At 35.5% G+C, this 4,615-nt stretch carries 4 protein-coding genes and 1 pseudogene; 1 reads left to right on the plus strand and 4 read right to left on the minus strand.

From position 1 onward, the window contains the following. From ACLTU0_RS10850 to ACLTU0_RS10865, 4 genes are all read right to left on the minus strand, one after another. The coding region (locus ACLTU0_RS10850) for an iron-containing alcohol dehydrogenase (RefSeq protein WP_412322448.1) at positions 1 to 1,103 on the minus strand (1,103 nt) is incomplete at its 3' end. A 147-nt stretch (positions 1,104 to 1,250) separates the two neighbouring features. After that, positions 1,251 to 2,144, minus strand: a complete 894-nt coding sequence (locus tag ACLTU0_RS10855) for a LysR family transcriptional regulator (RefSeq protein ID WP_412322450.1) — start codon at positions 2,142 to 2,144, stop codon at positions 1,251 to 1,253. Between the two features lie 88 nt (positions 2,145 to 2,232). Continuing rightward, positions 2,233 to 3,366 (minus strand): hypothetical protein, encoded by a 1,134-nt coding sequence (locus tag ACLTU0_RS10860; protein ID WP_412322452.1) that lies wholly within the window; start codon positions 3,364 to 3,366, stop codon positions 2,233 to 2,235. 39 nt (positions 3,367 to 3,405) lie between these two features. After that, positions 3,406 to 3,720 (minus strand): hypothetical protein, encoded by a 315-nt coding sequence (locus ACLTU0_RS10865; protein WP_412322453.1) that lies wholly within the window; start codon positions 3,718 to 3,720, stop codon positions 3,406 to 3,408. Positions 3,721 to 3,908: 188 nt separating this feature from the next. On the opposite strand from ACLTU0_RS10865, the pseudogene ACLTU0_RS10870 reads away from it, so the two are divergent. Further along, positions 3,909 to 4,615, plus strand: a pseudogene (locus tag ACLTU0_RS10870) (DNA methylase); the annotation flags it as partial.

The raw sequence follows: 4,615 nt of genomic DNA on the forward strand, positions 1-4,615 counted from the left end.
ATATTACATGACGCGGCTATATCGGGAAGAATATCCTTGTCGTCTATTCCCAACTCTCTTAATGTCGTAGGCAATCCGATTTTTTTAATAAAATCAGCAAGTGCGTCTATTCCTTCCAAAGCAACCTTATCCGCTGTCTTGCCTATATCCGATATTCCCCACACATTCTTTGCAAATTTAACGAATTTACTCATTCCGTTTTTATATATTTTTCTGTAATATGTAGGGTGAATAACCGCTAACCCACAGCCGTGGTTACAATTTGTATAAGCGCCCAACTGATGTTCAATTTGATGTGCTTGGAAATCACATTGCTTGCCAAGTTTGATAATTCTATTCTCTGCCATTGTAGCCGCCCACATTAAATTACTTCTTGCAATATAATATTTTGGATTTTCAAGTGCCGCAGGTAGATTTTTAATAATGCTTTTCATAAGTGCTTCCGAAATATCATCGGATACATTATCATCATCTGTCTTACTGAAATAAGTTTCCATTATATGCGAAAGAATATCAAATCCACCAGACGCGGTTTGTAATTTAGGGACACTGAACGTGTATTCGGGGTCCATTATCGCAAACTTCGGATTGCATTTAGGATAATCACGACCTGTCTTTATTTTCTTTTCCTCATTTGTAATTACCGCACCGCCGTTACATTCACTGCCCGTTCCTGCGACGGTAACAATAACTCCGAGTGGAATAGGATCAAAATACACAACTCCGCTTTTTTCCCAATAATCTGCCCATATGTCGCCGTCATATGCCGCTGCCAATGATACCGCTTTACAGCAATCCATAACAGAGCCGCCGCCTACCGCCAATATCATATCGATATTATTATCTCTTGCAAGTTTTGCACCCTCTTTTACTTTTGAATAAGTAGGGTTTGACATAATGCCCGAAAATTCAATCACGTTTTTGCCCTCGGCTTTTAATATGCTGTTTATCTCATCATACACACCGTTCTTTTTGATTGAACCGCCGCCGTATGCAAGCATTACATTGTTTCCGTATTCCTTTATACTTCCGGCAAGAAACTCCTTTACGCTGCCTTTGCCGAAATATACCTTTGTGCTGTTTTCAAATATAAAATTATTCATAAACAATCACCGTACCCTTTCTTTAAATTTATTGTAACATAACCTTTTGTTAAACAGAAGTATCTATTTGTTAGACAGTGTAAACCAAAAGGTTACACCAAAAAAATGTCTGCAAGGATTTCTCCAAAGCAGACATTTTTACTTGTTTTATTTACTGTACACCTTTGAAACAGCCTCCAAAAATTCCGATACTGTTTCCGACGGTTTCGGTGAGTGCAAAATACCGAACGGAATTGTGTAATCCCAATCAATCGGTACTCGTTTTAAAAGCGGATGAACCGTTCCGCCGTTTCCGAAATCTATCAATATATTATTTTCACTTTCACATTTATTAAATACTTCGGCATTAAGAAATGGTACGTCAATTATTTTTATCTGCGGATGTTCCGACCACAATTCATCTCGAATTGCGTCTGTATATTTGTTCCACCCGCGTTTTATCAGCATAACCGTTTCACCGTATAAATCTGTGATTTTTAATTTCTCACGAAAAGCAAGTCTGTGGTTTATCGAAAGTGAACAGCATATCGGATCATTCGCCAACTTTAATGCCGCACATCCTCGATAATCCAAAAATGCTTCGTCAAACCAACCCGATACAATATCAATATTAGTGCCGAAATTTGCGAGTATTTCACGAGCATTTTCCGGAGTATTCTCAAAAGGTACTATATGAAATTTAATGTCGGGACAAAATTTTCTCACTTCTGCCCATATGTCCAATATAAACTTTGACGGCGTCATCATCGAATTTCCGACACGAATAACTTTATCCGCACCCTGCATCGCATTGTTTGCACGAGTTATTGAATCTTTAGAATATTGAATAATGTATTTCGCGTCACCGTAAATCGAACGTCCCGCTTTTGTAAGTATTATACCGCGGTGAGTTCTGTCAAAAAGCTTTAAATTAAGTTCCTGCTCCAATAAATTAATTTGTTTTATAACCGCAGTCGAAGATATGTACAATGCCTCTGCCGCTTTTGAAAAGCTCCCCAAATCCGCAACACAAATAAATGTTTCCAAATGTTTGTTATACATAAATCCACCACCTTCTTAATTCAAAAGTATTCCCTAACATTAATTATACTTTGTATTATTAAGAAAAGTCAATATTCTTTTTAAAATTTTACATTGTATTTTCAATTCTTTGATTATCAATCATTTCAAATAATTTTTCAATCCGACTTTTTTCTTTCCACCTCCGAGTCATTGATGAATCATGACAATTTATATAGTATATCACATCGTAAAAATTATTTGAAACAAGTTTTTGCTTATGATAACCGTCAATGCACTTTTTATGAGCATTTAACGGTTCACCGCGTCTTGACCTGTAATTTTCATGATGAAGTTCTTTTACTTCATCACCTTTCAAATATACAATCCATCTTCCAAACGGTGTTTTTATAAACACTGCGTCATTCGTAACGCTGTACTCTAAATTAAACATATCACATATTCTATTCATATTTTCAATAGTAAGCGGTAAATCTCTAATATCTTTTATATTATACTTTCTCTTTATTTTAATATTTGTTTTCCAATGAAACCTATTCCAATCATTTTCACAACCGCATACCTTACATACTTTATTTCCTTGAAAAATCACGTCCTTACTCGATTTAATCAATGCACTGTCGACATATCGACAATTTCCGTTATGTACCTTATGAGTTCTTGGATTTAAGTAACACGTTTCTTGTTCTGTTAATTTTCGATATTCACCATAACACTTACAAAACAATAAGTATAAGTAGTTTACATCGTGTTTTGAATAATGCAAATAATTCTTTTGATATTTAATTCCCGCTTGTTTTAACGACTTTTCAAAACCAATAACTTTTTTGCCGTCACCGGCAATTTGCATAAGAAGTTGTTGCAGTATAATCACTCTGTGTCTTGGCATTGATATTCCGTATTTATCCGTTCTTCTCTTTAATAATTCATAAGTTTCATTTGTCCACACAACAATATACTTATAGTTTTGAAAAGATATGTTCATATTTTTTAATACTGTTTCCTCACTCTTTGACTTCATAATAGCCTCAAGTGGGTAATGGGATACAGTAAAAGTGTTCGGATTAAAATATTCCCTGTTACTTAATCTAATTGATTTAGAAAATGTTCTTTTTATATTCAACTTTGCATCTACTGCAACTATTCCTATTTGTACAGGTTCTCTTTCCTCTATATCTGTTGTTTTGGGTGCTTGATTCCACTCAATATCCAAAAACAGATATTCAAATTTTACATTTGCCATAATCATCAACTCTTATCAAAATCGTAATTATCGTCTCCATTACTCCTCATAATGATTATATCCGCCCAAGAAACTTTTTTCGCTGTGGCGTTTTTTATGACCATTATTGTCGTATGTATTAACACCTCCAAACAGACCGGGACTGCTGTGTCCGGTTTTATGTCCATTGTTGTCATAGTGATTCATACCGCCAAAAAATCCAGGACTGCTATGCCCTACCTTATGTCCGTTTGCATCATAATTATTCATTCCTCCAAAGAATCCCGGTCGGCTTTCTCCTACCTTTTTTCCGTTTGCGTCATAATGGTTTATTGTACCGAAAAATCCCGGTCTGCTGTATCCATCTTTTTTCATAATTAATCACTCCTTTTATTATTCACATGGTTTCTGTGTTTTCTGTAATTAGATTATAATATATACATAGTCCAATAATACGGACTTTTCTCTCTTCACAATCAATAAGTTATTGTACAGTCTTGAAAAAGCAGTAATTTTAATATATAATTTAGACTAAACAGATTTACAAAAAGGAGCGTAGAATTATGAATAAAAGTAAAACGTACATAGCAATAGACTTAAAATCATTCTACGCGTCCGTTGAATGTAGAGAAAGAAACCGTGACCCGCTAACCACAAATCTTGTTGTAGCCGATCCGAGTCGGACGGAGAAAACAATCTGTCTTGCTGTGTCTCCGTCGCTCAAAAAATACGGATTATCGGGACGAGCAAGATTATTTGAAATCATACAAAAAGTTAAGGCTGCAAATAATATACGAAAGATTAAAGCACCAAACCACGTTTTTTGCGGTTTTTCTGACGACAGCCTTGAACTTCAGAAAAATCCGTCACTCAAGATAGATTACATAACCGCTCCGCCGCGTATGGCACGCTATATGGAATACAGTACAAAGATTTATAATATCTATCTTAAATATATCGCACCGGAGGATATTCACATTTATTCGATTGATGAGGTATTTATAGATGTAACGCATTACCTTTCGACATACAATATGACTGCTCGTGAACTTGCAATGACAATGATACAAGATATTTTATCTACAACAGGAATAACCGCAACAGCCGGAATCGGAACAAATCTGTATCTTTGCAAAATAGCAATGGATATAGTCGCAAAACACATTGAACCGGATAAAAACGGTGTACGAATCGCCGAACTTGACGAAATGTCATACCGAAGATTGTTATGGAATCACAGACCTCTTACTGATTTTTGGAGAGTCGGTCG

Origin of the sequence: Hominilimicola sp., from assembly GCF_046972485.1 — a bacterium.
In the GTDB taxonomy this organism is placed as follows: Bacteria; Bacillota; Clostridia; order UBA1381; family UBA1381; genus Hominilimicola; species Hominilimicola fabiformis.

What these genes read in the sequence shown, in the direction of transcription:
- ACLTU0_RS10855 (WP_412322450.1), bottom strand. Translation starts at nt 2,144, where the DNA reads ATGTATAACAAACATTTGGAAACATTTATTTGTGTTGCGGATTTGGGG.
- ACLTU0_RS10860 (WP_412322452.1), bottom strand. Translation starts at nt 3,366, where the DNA reads ATGGCAAATGTAAAATTTGAATATCTGTTTTTGGATATTGAGTGGAAT.
- ACLTU0_RS10865 (WP_412322453.1), bottom strand. Translation starts at nt 3,720, where the DNA reads ATGAAAAAAGATGGATACAGCAGACCGGGATTTTTCGGTACAATAAAC.